This window comes from Cedecea sp. P7760 (genome assembly GCF_013386425.1).
Classification (GTDB): Bacteria; Pseudomonadota; Gammaproteobacteria; order Enterobacterales; family Enterobacteriaceae; genus Cedecea; species Cedecea selenatireducens.
Genome location: NZ_JACARU010000018.1, coordinates 1 through 15,286 on the forward strand (window position 1 = coordinate 1; position 15,286 = coordinate 15,286).

Genomic DNA, 15,286 nt, shown 5'->3' on the forward strand with positions numbered 1-15,286 from the left:
ATTACAACTTTGCTACTACAACCGTAGTGCAGATAACGGTCATTATGTTAAATAGCCCCGTTTTTGAGTAATTTTCGCTATGCCTATCCCTTTCCCGTTTGACTTCATGAACCCTGACTATCAGATGGTTTTTGAGTGGCGCATGGAGCGTCTAAAGCGCATCCGGGAAAACCCCGGCGCACTCCCGGCACTCAAAGAGTTTTACCGGACTAACCCGGCCCAGTTCATTATCGACTGGGGCATGACCACCGACCCGCGAAACATTGACTATGGGCTGCCCGTATCCATTCCGTTCCTGCTGTTCCCGAAACAGGAAGAGTGGATTAACTGGATCATGGACCGCCGCAAGGGGCTGGAGAACGGCATCACTGAGAAGAGCCGCGAAATGGGGCTCAGTTGGACTTCTGTCGGCCTGGCCTGTTCGCTTTGCCTGTTTAACCGGGAAATGGTGATCGGTTTCGGTTCCCGTAAAGAAGAGTATGTGGACAGTACCGGCAGCCCGAAAGCCTTATTCTGGAAAGCGCGTAAGTTTGTTGAAACGCTGCCAGTCGAGTTCCGGGGCGGCTGGAATCACAAGAAGCATGCGCCGTATATGCGCGTTGAGTTCCCAGATAGCGGGGCGGTGATTACCGGTGAAGCGGGCGACAACATCGGGCGTGGTGACCGTACCACACTCTATTTTGTCGATGAGGCTGCATTCCTGGCGCGGCCTCTGCTTATTGAAGCATCACTCTCACAAACCACGCGCTGCCGTATCGACCTTTCATCGGTCAACGGCATGGCTAACCCGTTCGCCCAGAAACGACACAGCGGGAAAATCCCGGTGTTTACCTTCCACTGGCGCAGCGACCCACGCAAGGATGATGAGTGGTACCGCAAGGAATGCGACAAAATCGATAACCCAGTTGTCGTAGCGCAGGAACTCGACCTGAACTACAACGCGTCTGCTGAAGGTGTGCTGATCCCGAATGAATGGGTGCAGGCCGCTATCGATGCGCATATCAAACTGGGCATCCAGCCAACTGGCAAACGCCTGGGCGCAATGGACGTTGCCGACGAAGGTCGGGACAAAAACTCGTTTTCTACCCGTCATGGTTTCCTGCTGGAGAATGTGCGGGAGTGGTCCGGCGTAGGCAGTGATATTTACCAGTCTGTAGAGAAGGTTTTTGGCTACTGCGAAAAGGAAAACCTCGAAGAGTTTCGCTTTGACGAAGACGGTCTGGGCGCTGGAGTTCGTGGGGATGCAAGAGCTATCAACGAGCTACGCAGCGCAGCGAGCCGACCAATGATACTTGCCACGCCTTTTCGTGGTAGTGGTGGCGTGTTCGACCCTGAAGACGAAGCCGTACGCGGCGACAACGGACAGAATGCCCGACTTAACAAAGATTTCTTCGCGAATGCAAAAGCACAGAGCTGGTGGCATTTACGCAAGCTGTTCAGGAACACATACCGCGCAGTGGAAGAGGGTATGGCTTATGACCCTGACGAAATCATTTCCATCAGTAGCACGATGAAGAGCAAAGACAAACTCATCATCGAGCTTTCACAACCTACCTATTCCATTAATGGTGTGGGGAAAATATCAGTCAATAAGCAACCTGATGGCACCAAGTCACCTAACCTGGCTGACTCGGTGATGATCAGCTATGCGCCGATGGATTCCTCTCTCGATATTTGGGCCTCGTTGGCCGGAGTGTGATATGGCAAAACGGCCACGCAGTACAGGCGGCAAAAAGGCTGTCAGGACGGCTGACGGGTATAACAACTTCCCCGCTAAGCTCGGCGCACAAACGCAAAATATCCAAACCGGCGGCACTTATCTGCCGGGTTATCTCACCCGTAACCGGGTAGAGCTTGAGTTCTCCTACCGTTCATCATTCCTCGTCGGCGCTGCGGTTGACTCACTGGCCGATGATATGACCCGCAAGGGTGTAAACATCAGCTCAAAGCTCAAACCAGGGCAAAAGGGAAAGGTAGAGACATTCTGGGATGAGGCCGCTTTATGGGATGGTCTGAACGACACGATTAAATGGTCGCGCCTTTATGGCGGCGCAATTCTGGTTGTGCTCATTGAGGGGCAGGATATGTCCACACCCCTCAAGCTGGACCGCATTAAGCAGGGGCAGTTTAAGGGTGTCATCAGTCTTGACCGCTGGATGGTCAAGCCCTCGTATGTGAATCTGGTCACCGATTATGGGCCAGAGTTTGGCAAACCAAAATACTACCGCGTGGTGACCAACCAGCAGGGTATTCCTCCCTGGAAGATTCACCACTCGCGCATAATCCGCATGGAAGGTGATTCTCTGCCTTTCCAGCAGGCGCAGACAGAGAACGGCTGGGGAATGTCGGTGGTAGAGCGTATTTTCGAGCGCATTCAGGCATTCGATACCGCAACCGTCGGCACCACGCAGTTGATCCACAAAGCGCACTTGAGAACGTACAGCATTGAGGACCTTCGCAAGATTCTGGCTATGCCGGAAGGTAGCCCAATGGTGGCCGGTCTGATGAAGCACATGGACATGATCCGCGAGTTTCAGACCATCGAGGGGATGACCCTGATGGACAAGAAGGACGAATTCGCAACGCACAGCTATTCGTTCGCCGGTATTGCGGATGTGATCCTTCGCTTTGCAGAGCAGGTTTCTGGTGCAACCGGCATTCCCCTTGTCCGCTTGTTCGGCCAGTCTCCTGCCGGGTTTAGTACCGGCGACGGCGACCTTGAGAACTACTACAGCCGGGTTAACTCGCTGCAGGAGCGCCGTCTACGTCGTCACGTTCGCTGGCTGATGGATATATCCTGGCGTTCGCTGTTTGGCGAAGAGCTGCCGGAAGACTTCACCTTCGAGTTTAATAAGCTCTGGGAAATGTCGGACACCGACCGCTCGACAATGGCAAATAACGTTGTTACCGCGCTTGCTACTGCTGTGCGTGACGTTGGCATGACACCGGCCGCCGCGCTGAATGACCTCCGCAATATGTCCGACGTAATCGGGATCGGCGGTTCAATCACTGATGAGGACATAGAAAATGCGAAGGCCCAGTGGGAGGAGGATGAATCTGAAACCAGCCCTCCGCCGTCGTTCAGAGAAGCAGTACAGCCAAAGCCTGTTGGCGATAGCAAACCAGATCGGGGAAATCGTCGGTGGTACTTACGATGGTTCCCAGGCGGGGGCTGAAAAGGCTGGGCTGGTGCTGGTGGATTATTCAGAGCTGATCAGCACCTGGGCTGAGAGCGTCGGACATAAGATGTTCGAGCAGGTTGAGCGCGAAGAGTGGAATCAGTGGCGTTCTGCCTCTGAGGAAATCGGGGCCGGTCTGCGCGAGGTTGTAGGCAATACGCCAGTCGGCCAGGTTGCGCAGGATATCGTTTATCGCCAGATCCAGTTGATGAAGTCGCTACCCATCGAGGCAGCAGACCGGGTAAGGGAAATCCAGACCCGCGCTATGCAGGCGATGGTTAACGGTGAGCGTCCGGATCAGCTCTACGAAATGATAATGCAGTCGGGTGATGTGGCCGCCGGAAGGGCAAGGATGATAGCGCGTACCGAGATAGGGAGGGCAACTGGCGCACTCACTCAGGCGAGGGCGCTGGCGGTCGGCTCAGAGGGGTACTGGTGGCGAATCAAAGGGGCTGGCACCCGACCGTCTCATTTCAAAATGAGGGATAAATTCGTGCGCTGGGACAATCCACCGACGCTGGACAGCATGACCGGCCACGCAGGTTGTCTGCCGAACTGCCAATGCTACCCGGAAGTGGATATTCCAGCTCCGAGAAAGTGAAAAATACGGCTTAGAGCATGTGTTTGCGCTCAACCCTCAGAGTGGCGAAATGTTATCAAAATGTTGTTGCCTGAAAGTGGCAAAAACAGTCGCCAAAACCATGAGTTTTAGGCCGTTAGGGTGGCATTTTGAATGAGTGCATTTCCCGTGGTGCGGTAAATGACCATTATGTTAAATAGCCCGTAATTCTGAACATTTTTCCCATTCCATCATGACCGCCGGCAGGGCGGTTTTTTAATGCCCGCAATCAGCAGGTAACCCATGAAATATTTCTTCACTACACGCCTGGGCGAAACACGCTACCTGCAGGCTGACGGCTCGCTGCTGTGTACAGACGTGCCAATCGCCCGAATCGGAACACAGGTCTATCTACCGGAAGAAATCGACCTTGAACCGGACGCCAGTGGCACGGTGACCGTATGGCGCACAGAGGATGAAGTTTTCTCTGTCGAGACGATGGCGAGCTTTGAGGGCGTGGCTGTCACGCTGGGCCATCCGGAGGACGCCGAGGGCAACATTGTTTTCGTCAACCCGACGAACTTCCGCGAGCTGGCCCACGGACACATTCAGAACGTCCGGCGCGGTACCGGCGACAAATCAGACTTACTTATTGCCGATGTACTGATTAAGCGACAGGAAGCCATCGACGCCGTTCAGTCCGGGCTTACTGACGTCAGCTGCGGCTACGACGCGCAATACAAGCAGCTGGCGCCCGGCAAGGGCAAACAATACCAAATCACAGGCAATCACCTGGCGGTCGGCATCGACCGGGGCCGGGCTGGTGGCCGTTGTGCTATCGGGGACTCCATCCCATCTAATCGAAAAAAGGAAAAACCAATGATTTCGTGGTTAAAAAACGTGGCTAAGGCCATTAAGACGAAAGATGAGGATGCACTGGCAAAACTCATCGATGAAGCGCCGGACCTGCCATCTGATGGCCTGGGTTCGATCCCCGGCTCAACTATCAACATCAACATTCCATCGCAGGCTACGGCGCTCCCGACGGAGAACCGCACGACTACCGATGAAACGCCTGGTGCGGAAGCTGGTAAAGAAAAAACAGGTGATGAGGGCGTGCCTGAGTGGGCCAAAACCCTGCTTTCCCGCATCGAAAAGCTGGAAGGCAAAACCACTGATTCTAACCCGGACGATATCAAGACCGGCGATGAGGACGAGGAAGAGGATAAGAAGGTAACCGCTGACGCAGCCTTTAAGCGCAGCATCATCGCGGATGCCGAAATTATCTGTCCTGGCTTCCAGCCTGCCGGCGATAAGGGCCTGAAACGCCAGGTGCTGAATCAGGCCGTGCGCACCGGCGACAGCCTGAAAGCGTTCGGCGTTACTGACTTTAGCAAAGCACCAAAGGCAACCGTTGATACCGCCTTTACCGCTGCCGTGGAAATCCACAAGGCAAAAAACCAACTGGTACCACTGAGCAGCATTCGCACTGCTGACCACGGCGTTAGTACCAAAAACCTTTCACCGGCTGAGCTGAACAAGATCAACGCCGATTTCTGGAAAAACCGTAAATAAGGTAATCACTCATGGCTGGAACAGCATATTTAGACCGCATGCCGATTGGCATTGTGGGGGCAATAACGCGTCCGCGTGACCTCACTATCGAACCCGTAACGCTGGATCTCCAAAAACCTTTCAGCGGCTACGGCCTGCCAGGTAAATACGTCAGCAACAAATTTGTACCGCTGGAGTCTGGCGACAGCATCGACAAAGTACAGGGGGTTTTCGTTCGTCCTTACCCGATCACATCTGCAGCTGATTTGGCCTATCTCGGCGTGAAGGTTAATCAGGTAGCCGACGAGCTGAAGCGCGGATACATCTGCGTTAAAGCCACCTCTGGCAACCCAGTTACGGCGCAAAAAGGCGACCCGGTATACGTCCGTGTTGCTGGTGGCACTACCTTAAGCCCTGTCGGTTCTTTCGTCCTGTCTCCTGACTCGACAGCCGCTAATACCCCTCAGTTGAAAAACGCCCAGGTCATGGGGCCGGGTGAAGCTGATGGCCGTATCGAAATCGCATTTAACATCTGAGGAAGAATGAATGTTTACAGTTGACAGAGCGACTATCGACTCTACCGGCGCACTTGTTGTCGGTGAGCTGGAGCGCATGGATCAATCGCTGAATATGCCGCTGGTGTCCGTTAAATGGACCCGCGATATGCCGCTGCGCAGCGATATTTCCATTGCAGATGAAGTGTCATCCTTCACCAATACCGATTTTGTCAGTGTTGGTGGCCCAAACCCTCACGGCAAAAACTGGATGGGTAAAAAAGGTACCGCCACGCCTGGGCCTGAACTGGATATTACTCCTACACGTAATAACCTCACTCCGTGGGCTACGGAAGTGTCCTGGAATGTGTTGGAACTGGCATCGGCGCAAAAGTTGGGCCGACCAATCGACACCCAGAAATACGAAGCAATGAAAACAAAATGGAACATGGACACCGACGAGCAGGTTTATATCGGTGATAAGGATCTGGGCGTTGCGGGCTTGCTTAACCTGCCTGATGTAGTTCCGCTGGCAGCCGCTGCCGCGTGGACGGCGACCACTGACCCGGACGTTATGCTGCAGGACGTTAACCTGCTGCTGACGGATGTCTGGATGCGTTCCGGTTATGCGGTTTGCCCGGCAAAAATCGGGGTAGCGCCGGAGTTGTTTGGCTTGATGACCGTTAAAAAGGTTTCCTCTGCGGGCAACATTTCCGTACTGGAGTACATCAAAATTAACAGCATCGCTTACCAGGAAAACGGCGAGCCGCTGGAGATTGTCTCCATAAAATGGGCCTCAAAGCGGGGTGTTGCCAATGCTCACCGCATGGTTGCTTACACCCAGGATGAGAAATACGTTCGCTTCCCTATGGTTCCTCTGCTGAGCACGCCGTTGGAATACCGCAGCATGCAGCAGCTCACCGTCTATTACGGAAAGCTGGGGCAGGTTGAGGCGCCGTATTCGAACACGATTTCTTACCTGGACGTTCCATCGTCCTGATAGTTGAGGCGGGGAAACCCGCCATTTTTAATGGAGTAGGCAAATGAAATATCACGTAGCTGCAGCTGCAACCCTGAGCTTTGCTGACGGTACTAAGTTAGAGCTAACCCCCGGCATTCACGATTCAAAAAATTTTACTGAAGCTGCGAAAAAACACTGGGCGTTCGGCGCGTACGTTAAGCCGCTTGATGAGGCTGATTTGCTTAAAGAGCAGGAGGCCAGTAATAACGCCGCCCGCGTCGCGCTCCTGGAAACGGAAAACACCGACCTGAAAGCGCAGCTGGAAAGCCGGGATGAATCTATCGGCAACCTGACCAATGAAGTACTGGACCTGAAAGCGCAGTTGGTGGAGAAGGATAGCGCCATCGAAACGCTGAATTCCGAACTGGCCGCGTTGAAGGATCAGAAAAATGGCAAAAAACAGTAACCTCCCGACCGTTGAAAAATTCCGCGAAGATTTCCCCGAGTTCTCAGACGTAACACGCTACCCAAACGCCTCGATCACCTTCTACCTCGGCCAGGCTGATTCTTTACTGGATCAGGACCGGCTGGGCGACCAGTTTGTTTATCTGGCTGAACTGTTTACGGCGCACTACACCGAGTTACGCGGGAAGAGCCTGGCGGGTGCGAAAGCCGGAGCGGTTAACAGTAGCGCTTCTGCTGGGGTGGCAACGTCTAAATCCGTGGATAAAGTCTCCGTCAGCTATGACGTGTCGGGGATTATCGATCCGGATGCTGGTTTCTGGAATAACACCGCCTACGGGCGGGAGTTCTTCTGGTGGTGGGAAATGTCCGGTGCTGGTGGCAGGCAGCTGCTTTGAAGAGCGGCATCACGGTGCGATCCGATAATGCCGCGGATATCCTGGAGTCACTAAAGGCGCTGTCCGGCATGGATGTGCTGGTGGGCATTCCTGCCGATAAAGCGGCGCGTGATGGCTCGCCAATCAATAACGCCGAGCTGGGTTACATCCAGTCCACGGGTGGGACGGTAGAAATTGATGGCGAGGTTGTCACGCTGTCGCCGCGCCCGTTTCTCGATATGGGTATTGAAGACACTAAGCCCAGGACTATCGAACATTTAAAGGCTGCTGCCGTGGCCGCACTGGATGGCAAAAAAGATGCGGCCTTGCGGGAGCTGGAGAGCGCTGGACAGATAGCCCGCGACGGCGCTAAAAACGTTATCGGTGTCGGTGACCGTCTTACTCCGCTGTCAGAGAAAACCATCCAGAAGCGCAGGGCTTCAAAGCCTCCCATTCTTGGCGAGAAGCCGCTTTACGCTCGCGGCTTCCTACTGCGTTCCATTAACTACGTGGTGAGGACGAAATAATGCCGCTTCTCGATGTATCAGAGGTGCTGTTTGATCCGGACTTCATGGACGACTCGCTGATGTGCCACCGGCAGGTGCAGACCCTGGATGAGGATAATTTTGCACAGAACACCGTGCAGGATATCCCGTTTTCCGGCGTGGTGACAGTAGACCGCTCGTTACAGGCTCAGCGCATGATGGCCGGGCAAAACATTAATGGCGCCATACTGATTGTGACGTCGTTCAGGCTGACGCAAGGGGTAAGACAGGACGGCAGCGGCAGAATGCTGGATGCCGATATCGTGACCTATGACGGCTACGACTACCGCGTGACGTTTGTTGACCCTTACAGTCGCTATGGCGCGGGGTTCGTGCAGGCGCACTGCGAGCTGGTGGAGGAACGCACAACGTGAGCAATGACAGCACCACGGCAGGTTATCTGACACCCGTCGGCGACTTGCCGAAATATGACGAAGAACTGGAGCGGGAAATCAGTCGCTGGATCCGTGGTGTTTCCGGCCTCGCTAAAGAGTTTGTTTTTCCCCGCTGGACTGAACCGCAGCCGCAGATACCGAAAAACGGGACCAACTGGTGTGGCTTCGGTATCACATCGATGCCGCGCCCGGTCACCCTGGCGAATATCCAGACCACAGAGGACGAGTCCGAACAATGGTCATGGGAAACCGTGGTGGTGATTTGCTGCTTCTACGGGCCGCAGGGGGCGTCAATAGCCGCCACGTTCCGGGAGGGGATTTACGTTGCCCAGAACAACGCAGAGCTGAACAAAACAGGCTTGTCGCTGGTGGATACGACACCGCTGATTTCAGCGCCCGAGCTTATTAATAACCAGTGGGTGAGGCGCTATGACCTTACCGCCACGCTTTCCCGCAAAAATATCCGCACCTACAACATCCGGGCGATCCAGTCAGCGCCGGTCACCTTTTTTGGAGAATAAGCTATGCAGGGATTACCTGTATCTAACGTCGTGAACGTAGACGTGATCATGTCGCCGACGGCGGCCACTGGTCGAAACTTCGGTTCCCTGCTGATTCTGGGAACGTCCTCTGTTATTCCGGTCACTGAGCGCATTCGCCAGTATGCCGCGATTGAAGATATTGCAGATGATTTTGGCGTGGACAGCCCGGAATATGAGGCCGCACTGGCTTACTTCGGGCAATCACCAAAACCCACTCAGGTATTTATCGGTCGCTGGGCTAAAACGCTGACCTCTTCGGAAACGGGCCCGGTAGAAACTGCCGTCCAGGCTGTTACGGCATGCCTGCAGTACACGAACTGGTACGGTCTTGTGGTCGCCGATGATGTATTAGCCGGTGCTGATGTGCTGCCGCCTGCCGATGTGATTGCCGTGGCGAAGGTCATCGAGGCATCCGGCGTGAGTCGTATCTTCGGTGTGACCTCTGGCGAGGTCGGGATTATCGACAGCGCATCTACGACTGATATTGCCTCGCAGCTCAAGGAAGGAAAATACGCCCGCACCTTCATCCAGTATTCCACCAAAAACCACTACGCGGCTGTTTCTGCATTTGGCCGGGCCTTTACCGTGAACTTTAACGGCAGCAACACCACGATCACCCTGAAATTTAAGCAGGAGCCGACGGTACCGTACGAAACGCTGACAGTCTCTCAGGCCGCCGCCGTGGATACTAAAAAGGCGAACGTTTACGTTTACTACGCGAACGACACGGCGATTCTCCAGCAGGGCGTGATGAGTAACGGTGATTTCTTCGATGAGCGCCACGGCCTCGACTGGCTGCAGAACTACGTGCAAAACAATCTCTATAACCTGCTGTACACCAGCACGACCAAAATCCCGCAAACGGATGCCGGTGTTACCCGCCTGCTGAGCAACGTCGAACAGTCGATGGATCAGACCGTCACTAACGGGCTGGTGGCTGCTGGTCTGTGGAACGGTGGCCCAATCGGGCAGCTTTCTCCTGGTGACACGCTGACGAAGGGTTATTACGTGTATGCGCAGCCGCTGGTGCAGCAGGCGCAGGCAGACCGCGAAGCGCGAAAAGCCCCACTGATTCAGGTGGCCTGCAAACTGGCCGGCGCCGTCCACTACGCCGATGTTCAGATCAACGTTGTTCGCTAAGGAGCGATAAATGTCGACTTATTCTTTTCTTGATGTAACCGCATCGCTCACCGGCCCGACGGGCGTTATTGACCTGGGCCAGGGCTCCGCGAACTCCGAAGAGGGGATCACGATGACGATGGCCGGGAACAAAAACACCATGACGGTTGGTGCTGACGGTGAAGTGATGCACAGCCTGCACGCTGACAAATCCGGCACCATCACCGTTACGCTGCTGAAAACCTCCCCGGTGAACAAAAAGCTGTCGCTGGCGTATAACGCGCAAAGTCAGTCCTCTGCCACCTGGGGCAATAACGTGATTGTCATCCGTAACACCGCCAGCGGCGATATCTCCACGGCCCGCTCCTGTGCGTTCCAGAAACAGCCGGACCACAACAACGCGAAAGAGGGCGGCACGGTGGCCTGGGTATTCGACTGCGGCAAGATTGACCAACTGCTTGGGGAGTTTTAATCGATGGAATTCGAAATTAAAGGTGTGACATACCGCACCGCCAAAATGGGTGTTTTTGAACAGTTGAGAGTTTCTCGCAAGCTGCTGCCGGTGCTGGCGGGCATGGTGTCGGAATTCCGCAGCGTGCAGGAAAAAATTAATAGCAAAGACACCGAGGGCGCTATGTCGTCCATCCTGCCGCGTATCGCTGATGCTGTGTCGAACATGAGTGATGATGACGTGAACGCGATCCTTTTCCCGTGCCTCTCTGTGGTGTCTCGCCAGCACGGTAAAAACTGGGTGCCGGTCTGCCAGCACAACGAGATGGCGTTTGATGATATCGACCTGCTCACCATGTTGCAGCTGGTGGCGCGGGTGGTCGCCGACTCTCTGGGAAATTTTTTGCAAGAACTCCCTACAACCGGGACGGACACCCAGCCAGCAGCTTAACCCTCAACAGTCTGCCGGGCGGTGAGGATTTTATTCTTCGCCCGGCGCTGGCCTTTCACCTCAATCAAAAAGACCTCGACAGCGGCGCGGTGGACCTCGCCCGCATAGCGCTGCTGAACGACTACCTCGACGTTCGGGAGGATAACGACGCCCGCATAGACAAATGGAGATCCGATAATGAGCGGTAGCGCAGATACCATCAAAGATTTCCTGGTCTCGCTGGGATTCGATATCGATAACGCCGGGGCGAACAAGTTTGAAGCAGTAGTGAAGGGCGTCACAGCTAATGTGCTCAAGCTGGGGGCGACGGTCGAGGGGGCGGCGGCTTCTGTGCTGCTGTTCACGACAAAGATTGCTGACGGGCTGGATAAGCTCTACTGGGCGTCACAGCGCACCGGGGCAACGGTGGCAGGTATTAAGGCGCTGGGCTATGCAGCATCGCAAACCGGTGGTAACGCGCAGGCGGCGCTATCCTCCCTCGAGGGGCTGGCAAGCTTTATGCGTAACAATCCGGGGGCCGAAGGTTTCCTGAACCGCCTGGGTGTACAGACGCGTGACGCCAGCGGGAAAATGCGCGATACGGCCGCCATCTTTACGGGGGTGGGACAGAAGCTAAACAGCATGCCTTACTACCGGGCGCGGCAGTATGCCCAAATGCTGGGCATCGATGAAAACACCCTGCAGTCAATGCGTCGGGGCCTGGCCGGGTTCACATCCGATTACCAGTCGATGATGCAGAAAACCGGCTTTAACGCTGACAAGGCCGCGCAGCAGTCCAACAAGTTTATGACCTCAATGAGAGGGCTCACCGGGCTGCTGGGCATCCTGCGCGATAAAATCGGCTCTAACCTTGCGGGTGGCCTGGCCGGTTCGCTGGATAACCTGCGCAAACGCATTCTAGATAACTTCCCGAAAATTGAAGAGACGCTAACCCGGCTGATTAAAGGCATTCTCTGGTTTGCTGATGCGTTTGCCCGGATGGGCTACCGGCTGATTCAGGGGGCGGGCGCGGTTATCGACTGGTGGAAGCGGCTGGATGATGGCAGCAAAAACCTGCTGAAAGTGTTCGGCGCGTTGCTAGTGGCCTGGCGGCTGCTGAACAGCTCATTCCTTATGTCGCCCATTGGGTTGATCACCACGCTGATTGGCGCATTGATATTACTTTGGGATGACTATAAGACCTGGAAAGAGGGCGGCAAAAGCCTTATCAACTGGGCAGAGTGGCAACCAGGCATTGAGCAGGCGAAAAAAGCCATCGTCTGGATCCGTGACAAGCTGCTTGAGCTGAAAGACGCCGTGGGCGGCTGGCAAAACGTTCTGGCGATTGCTGCGACGTTTATTGCCGGCGCATGGCTGACAAAAATCCTCGGTGCTTTCTCTAAAATCGCCAAGATTCCGGGGCCGCCGTGGTTAATGGCGCTGATGGCATATGGCGGGTATGTGGCAAGCGACCACGAAAATATAACTGCTGCAGCACAGTCCTCATGGGATTACACGAAACAGAATATCGGCGATACCCTCCGCAAGCTGGGTATTAATACCGATCTGGGGCGAAAAAATACCATGGTTGGCATTCCTGATGCCGCTTATGACATTCCCGGTAATTTCCCCGATCAGCATGCGCAATCCGTTAAACGTCCCCAGGCATCGGCGGCGGGCAAGCGGCTGCTGGGCTGGATGGGGCCGCTGTTTAACAAGCTGGAAACGCTTTATCGCCTGCCAATGGGATTGCTGAATAGCGTTGCTACCGCAGAATCGGGTGGTAATCAGTTCGCAATGTCCGGCGCGGGGGCGAAAGGGCTGTTTCAGTTCATGGATGGCACCGCTAAAGATATGGGGCTGCGCGGCAATGACGTTTTCGATCCGGAGAAGTCAGCCCAGGCTGCAGCCAAATACCTTAGCCAGCTACTACGGCAGAACGGCGGCAATCTGGATAAAGCGCTGGCGTCGTATAACTGGGGGATCGGGAACGTGCAGCGCTACGGCATGGGCCTGATGCCTGCCGAAACCCGGAATTATATTCCGAAGGTTCGCAGCAACATGCCCGGCGGTGCGCAGGTTCAGCAGGAAACGAACATTCATATTCACGGTGTTAATGATCCGCGTGAAGCAGCAAGGCTTACCGCTGAAAAGCAAATCAGCGTTAACGCCCAAACCGTTCAACAACTCATGGTGCCGCGCTAATGGATATTTTATCTGCCATTTTTCGCCAGCAGACGCGGAAAATTGACATCCTCGTGCCGAGTGTTGTCGTCTCGGAAAAGCACTCTGACACGCTGGAAATCACTGAGCACCCGGTAGAGAAGCCAACAACCGGCAGCAATGCCGGGTACATCGCCGATCATGCCTTTAAACGCCCGAGTGAAGTCACAATGGAATGTGGCTTTGCTGGTGGTGGTGCATTGCTGGATTTTGCCAGTAACCTGACCGCTACGAGCATCCTCGGTAAGAGCCCAAAGGAAACATATCAGCAGCTGCTTGACCTGCAGGCTTCCCGCGTTCCATTCGACGTGGTGACCGGGAAACGGACGTACAACAACATGCTGGTACGCGCCATTGAAGTCACGACCGACAAAACCACTGAGAACGTGCTCAGCTGCACGCTCACGCTGCGTGAAGTCATCATGTCGGAAACCTTTAGCGTTAAGGTGGCGGATAAGTCAGACATGGCGCAGGGGGCCAGCACCTCAGCTGTGCAGAACACCGGTACGAAGTCCACCACGCCGCCGAATGAGTCCATTCTCAGCAAGGCGGGAAGTCTCGTAGCTGGCTTGAGGGGATAACATGCAAATCAATGAAGTTCCGTTAGCCCCGGATAATCAGCTATTCCGTATTCAGCTTGGCGGTACCACCTACACGCTGCGCATTATCTGGCGCGATGCTGCTGGCTGGATTATGGATGTGCAGGACAGCGGCGGCGCTCCGCTTCTTTCCGGCGTGCCATTGGTCACCGGCCTTAATCTGCTCGAGCAATATCCGCAACTAGGCATTAACGGGGCGCTGGTGGTTGTCACCGATAACGGCGCTCCCGTTGAGCCGACAAAAACCAACCTTGGCACATACAGCCATCTTATTTTCATTCAGGGATAACTCATGTCAAAAAACTGGATGCGGCATTTTGAGCTGCAGCTTCTGGATCAGAACGGCCAGGGCATTTCCCTGTCTGATTTTAAAGTCACCTTCCAGATAGAGTGGGCTGATACAAAGTGGCCGCGTGTGGCGAATGTGCGGATCTACAATTTATCCCCCGACACCACGAATAAAATTTTAGGGCAGGAATTCGCAAAAATTCGCATCATTGCCGGGTATAGCGGGATTGCTGAACCGGTCGATGCAAGCGATGTAGGGACTGTTAAGGTTATTCCTGACGATAAGGTGGGACAGACGGACGGCCAGAACTACGGGCTTATCTTCGATGGTGACATCCGCTTTACGGTGACCGGGAAGGATAATATCACCGATTCCTGGGTGCTGGTGCAGGCGCTGAGTGAGCATGAGGCTTTCCTGTACGCTAACACCATAACGACCATCGCCGCAGGCTATACCGCTGCAGATGTGCTTCGGGCCACCATGAAGGATTTTAACCCGTTCGGCATTACTGAGGGGATTATTGGCGATATGCCACAGAACGTTTTCCCTCGGGGCCGCACGATCTACAACGCATCCCGTAACGTCATGGACAATATCGCAGCGCAGTGCAAAGCCACCTGGCAGCTGGTGGACGGGCAATTACAGATGGTCCCGGAGAATAAATATATCCATGAGGCTATCGTGCTTAACGCCAATACCGGATTGATTGGGATGCCTCAGCAGACGATGGGCGGCGGCGTGAACGTACGCTGCCTGATTAATCCCAACATTCGAATTAATGGCCTCGTTCAACTGGATCAGGCGTCAGTGTATCGTGCTGCTGTGAGCGATACGGATATTGCGCAGTCACCGGCGCGGATCGGGACATCTGAATTTAACGGGAACATTGAGGGTGATACGCTACCCAGCAAGCAGCAGGCCGCCAGCATCGCCACCGATGGTGTTTATATCGTCAAGTCTATAAGTTACACTGGCGACACAAGGGGCCAGCCGTGGTACATGGATTTGATGTGCTTTGCACGCGGGGCTCGCGAGCTTTACAGCCAGAATGCGATGCTGAAAACTAACTACTGAGGTAAGTATTGTGAAGCGTGTAGCCGCAATTATT

At 54.6% G+C, this 15,286-nt stretch carries 19 protein-coding genes; 18 read left to right on the plus strand and 1 reads right to left on the minus strand.

Annotated elements, in window-relative coordinates; translation table 11 throughout:
• Nucleotides 1–79 precede the first annotated feature (79 nt).
• The 14 genes from HX778_RS07675 (at nucleotide 80) to HX778_RS07740 (ending at nucleotide 11,088) form a co-directional block, all read left to right on the plus strand.
• Nucleotides 80–1,699, plus strand: a complete 1,620-nt coding sequence (locus tag HX778_RS07675) for a TerL protein (RefSeq protein ID WP_176981669.1) — start codon at nucleotides 80–82, stop codon at nucleotides 1,697–1,699.
• Between the two features lies 1 nt (nucleotide 1,700).
• Entirely contained in the window at nucleotides 1,701–3,176 is a 1,476-nt protein-coding gene (locus HX778_RS07680) for a DUF1073 domain-containing protein (protein ID WP_176981670.1), read from the plus strand.
• Nucleotides 3,177–3,246: 70 nt separating this feature from the next.
• Nucleotides 3,247–3,780 carry a phage minor head protein gene (locus HX778_RS07685; RefSeq protein ID WP_176981699.1) on the plus strand — a complete coding sequence of 178 codons (534 nt, stop codon included), beginning with the start codon at nucleotides 3,247–3,249 and terminating at the stop codon, nucleotides 3,778–3,780.
• Between the two features lie 261 nt (nucleotides 3,781–4,041).
• A complete protein-coding gene (locus tag HX778_RS07690; protein ID WP_176981671.1) occupies nucleotides 4,042–5,313 on the plus strand; it encodes a DUF2213 domain-containing protein in 1,272 nt (423 codons plus the stop codon).
• Between the two features lie 11 nt (nucleotides 5,314–5,324).
• Nucleotides 5,325–5,828, plus strand: a complete 504-nt coding sequence (locus HX778_RS07695; protein ID WP_176981672.1) for a hypothetical protein — start codon at nucleotides 5,325–5,327, stop codon at nucleotides 5,826–5,828.
• A gap of 10 nt (nucleotides 5,829–5,838) precedes the next feature.
• The gene (locus HX778_RS07700) at nucleotides 5,839–6,786 is read left to right on the plus strand and encodes a major capsid family protein (protein WP_176981673.1); all 948 of its coding nucleotides are present in this window, start codon (nucleotides 5,839–5,841) and stop codon (nucleotides 6,784–6,786) included.
• Between the two features lie 43 nt (nucleotides 6,787–6,829).
• Nucleotides 6,830–7,213, plus strand: coding sequence for a hypothetical protein (locus HX778_RS07705; RefSeq protein WP_176981674.1), 384 nt, complete (start codon nucleotides 6,830–6,832; stop codon nucleotides 7,211–7,213).
• Nucleotides 7,197–7,607, plus strand: coding sequence for a DUF4054 domain-containing protein (locus tag HX778_RS07710; protein ID WP_176981675.1), 411 nt, complete (start codon nucleotides 7,197–7,199; stop codon nucleotides 7,605–7,607). The genes HX778_RS07705 and HX778_RS07710 overlap by 17 nt, the downstream gene beginning before the upstream one ends.
• The gene (locus tag HX778_RS07715; RefSeq protein ID WP_176981676.1) at nucleotides 7,604–8,113 is read left to right on the plus strand and encodes a hypothetical protein; all 510 of its coding nucleotides are present in this window, start codon (nucleotides 7,604–7,606) and stop codon (nucleotides 8,111–8,113) included. The genes HX778_RS07710 and HX778_RS07715 overlap by 4 nt, the downstream gene beginning before the upstream one ends.
• A complete protein-coding gene (locus tag HX778_RS07720; protein ID WP_176981677.1) occupies nucleotides 8,113–8,505 on the plus strand; it encodes a head-tail adaptor in 393 nt (130 codons plus the stop codon). Before HX778_RS07715 ends, HX778_RS07720 begins: the two co-directional genes overlap by 1 nt.
• A complete protein-coding gene (locus HX778_RS07725; RefSeq protein WP_176981678.1) occupies nucleotides 8,502–9,047 on the plus strand; it encodes a hypothetical protein in 546 nt (181 codons plus the stop codon). Before HX778_RS07720 ends, HX778_RS07725 begins: the two co-directional genes overlap by 4 nt.
• Nucleotides 9,048–9,050: 3 nt before the next feature.
• Complete coding sequence (locus HX778_RS07730; RefSeq protein WP_176981679.1) at nucleotides 9,051–10,208, plus strand: DUF3383 family protein; 1,158 nt, start codon at nucleotides 9,051–9,053, stop codon at nucleotides 10,206–10,208.
• A gap of 10 nt (nucleotides 10,209–10,218) precedes the next feature.
• Nucleotides 10,219–10,659: a DUF3277 family protein gene (locus HX778_RS07735; RefSeq protein ID WP_176981680.1), complete on the plus strand. Its 441-nt coding sequence runs from the start codon at nucleotides 10,219–10,221 to the stop codon at nucleotides 10,657–10,659.
• A 3-nt stretch (nucleotides 10,660–10,662) separates the two neighbouring features.
• Nucleotides 10,663–11,088 carry a phage tail assembly chaperone gene (locus tag HX778_RS07740; RefSeq protein ID WP_176981681.1) on the plus strand — a complete coding sequence of 142 codons (426 nt, stop codon included), beginning with the start codon at nucleotides 10,663–10,665 and terminating at the stop codon, nucleotides 11,086–11,088.
• On the opposite strand, the gene HX778_RS25295 is transcribed toward HX778_RS07740, so the two are convergent.
• Complete coding sequence (locus HX778_RS25295; RefSeq protein ID WP_176981682.1) at nucleotides 11,085–11,288, minus strand: hypothetical protein; 204 nt, start codon at nucleotides 11,286–11,288, stop codon at nucleotides 11,085–11,087. The genes HX778_RS07740 and HX778_RS25295 overlap by 4 nt on opposite strands.
• Between HX778_RS25295 and HX778_RS07750 the strand changes: the two genes are divergently transcribed.
• From HX778_RS07750 to HX778_RS07765, 4 genes are read left to right on the plus strand one after another with little or no spacing between them, the layout of a single operon-like run.
• Nucleotides 11,266–13,272 (plus strand): transglycosylase SLT domain-containing protein, encoded by a 2,007-nt coding sequence (locus tag HX778_RS07750; protein ID WP_176981683.1) that lies wholly within the window; start codon nucleotides 11,266–11,268, stop codon nucleotides 13,270–13,272. The two genes, HX778_RS25295 and HX778_RS07750, sit on opposite strands and share 23 nt — an antisense overlap.
• Nucleotides 13,272–13,871 carry a phage baseplate protein gene (locus HX778_RS07755; RefSeq protein WP_176981684.1) on the plus strand — a complete coding sequence of 200 codons (600 nt, stop codon included), beginning with the start codon at nucleotides 13,272–13,274 and terminating at the stop codon, nucleotides 13,869–13,871. The genes HX778_RS07750 and HX778_RS07755 overlap by 1 nt, the downstream gene beginning before the upstream one ends.
• Nucleotide 13,872: 1 nt before the next feature.
• Nucleotides 13,873–14,178, plus strand: coding sequence for a hypothetical protein (locus tag HX778_RS07760; RefSeq protein WP_176981685.1), 306 nt, complete (start codon nucleotides 13,873–13,875; stop codon nucleotides 14,176–14,178).
• 3 nt (nucleotides 14,179–14,181) lie between these two features.
• On the plus strand, nucleotides 14,182–15,252 hold the full coding sequence (locus HX778_RS07765; protein WP_176981686.1) for a hypothetical protein: 1,071 nt from the start codon (nucleotides 14,182–14,184) through the stop codon (nucleotides 15,250–15,252).
• Nucleotides 15,253–15,286: the final 34 nt, after the last annotated feature.

What these genes read in the sequence shown, in the direction of transcription:
- HX778_RS07685 (WP_176981699.1), top strand. Translation starts at nt 3,247, where the DNA reads ATGTTCGAGCAGGTTGAGCGCGAAGAGTGGAATCAGTGGCGTTCTGCC.
- HX778_RS07735 (WP_176981680.1), top strand. Translation starts at nt 10,219, where the DNA reads ATGTCGACTTATTCTTTTCTTGATGTAACCGCATCGCTCACCGGCCCG.
- HX778_RS07705 (WP_176981674.1), top strand. Translation starts at nt 6,830, where the DNA reads ATGAAATATCACGTAGCTGCAGCTGCAACCCTGAGCTTTGCTGACGGT.
- HX778_RS07755 (WP_176981684.1), top strand. Translation starts at nt 13,272, where the DNA reads ATGGATATTTTATCTGCCATTTTTCGCCAGCAGACGCGGAAAATTGAC.
- HX778_RS07730 (WP_176981679.1), top strand. Translation starts at nt 9,051, where the DNA reads ATGCAGGGATTACCTGTATCTAACGTCGTGAACGTAGACGTGATCATG.
- HX778_RS07700 (WP_176981673.1), top strand. Translation starts at nt 5,839, where the DNA reads ATGTTTACAGTTGACAGAGCGACTATCGACTCTACCGGCGCACTTGTT.
- HX778_RS07690 (WP_176981671.1), top strand. Translation starts at nt 4,042, where the DNA reads ATGAAATATTTCTTCACTACACGCCTGGGCGAAACACGCTACCTGCAG.
- HX778_RS07710 (WP_176981675.1), top strand. Translation starts at nt 7,197, where the DNA reads ATGGCAAAAAACAGTAACCTCCCGACCGTTGAAAAATTCCGCGAAGAT.
- HX778_RS25295 (WP_176981682.1), bottom strand. Translation starts at nt 11,288, where the DNA reads ATGGTATCTGCGCTACCGCTCATTATCGGATCTCCATTTGTCTATGCG.
- HX778_RS07680 (WP_176981670.1), top strand. Translation starts at nt 1,701, where the DNA reads ATGGCAAAACGGCCACGCAGTACAGGCGGCAAAAAGGCTGTCAGGACG.
- HX778_RS07760 (WP_176981685.1), top strand. Translation starts at nt 13,873, where the DNA reads ATGCAAATCAATGAAGTTCCGTTAGCCCCGGATAATCAGCTATTCCGT.
- HX778_RS07765 (WP_176981686.1), top strand. Translation starts at nt 14,182, where the DNA reads ATGTCAAAAAACTGGATGCGGCATTTTGAGCTGCAGCTTCTGGATCAG.
- HX778_RS07720 (WP_176981677.1), top strand. Translation starts at nt 8,113, where the DNA reads ATGCCGCTTCTCGATGTATCAGAGGTGCTGTTTGATCCGGACTTCATG.
- HX778_RS07695 (WP_176981672.1), top strand. Translation starts at nt 5,325, where the DNA reads ATGGCTGGAACAGCATATTTAGACCGCATGCCGATTGGCATTGTGGGG.
- HX778_RS07750 (WP_176981683.1), top strand. Translation starts at nt 11,266, where the DNA reads ATGAGCGGTAGCGCAGATACCATCAAAGATTTCCTGGTCTCGCTGGGA.
- HX778_RS07675 (WP_176981669.1), top strand. Translation starts at nt 80, where the DNA reads ATGCCTATCCCTTTCCCGTTTGACTTCATGAACCCTGACTATCAGATG.
- HX778_RS07740 (WP_176981681.1), top strand. Translation starts at nt 10,663, where the DNA reads ATGGAATTCGAAATTAAAGGTGTGACATACCGCACCGCCAAAATGGGT.